Here is a 254-nt window from a genome sequence, read left to right on the forward strand (position 1 = left end):
GAGTACTGGCAAAATGATAGTAAGACAGGGAAAGTCCTGCATTTTACATGGATTACCGATTTTACGGTTTCTCGAGAGAATGCCATGCAGATAATGCGTGGTGGCCGTGCCCGCTGGAAAATCGAAAATGAAACCTTCAATACACTGAAGAACCAGGGATACCACTTCGAGCATAATTATGGTCTTGGCAAGCAGCATTTGAGCACGGTATTTGTCTTGTTAATGATATTGGCCTTCCTTGTGGATCAAATCCA

General features: G+C 43.3%; 1 pseudogene. It reads left to right on the top strand.

The features are described from left to right. A pseudogene (locus tag JWH17_RS24835) lies at positions 1-254 on the top strand (hypothetical protein); the annotation flags it as partial.

This window comes from Desulfogranum marinum (genome assembly GCF_016918565.1).
GTDB classification, from domain to species: domain Bacteria; phylum Desulfobacterota; class Desulfobulbia; order Desulfobulbales; family Desulfobulbaceae; genus Desulfogranum; species Desulfogranum marinum.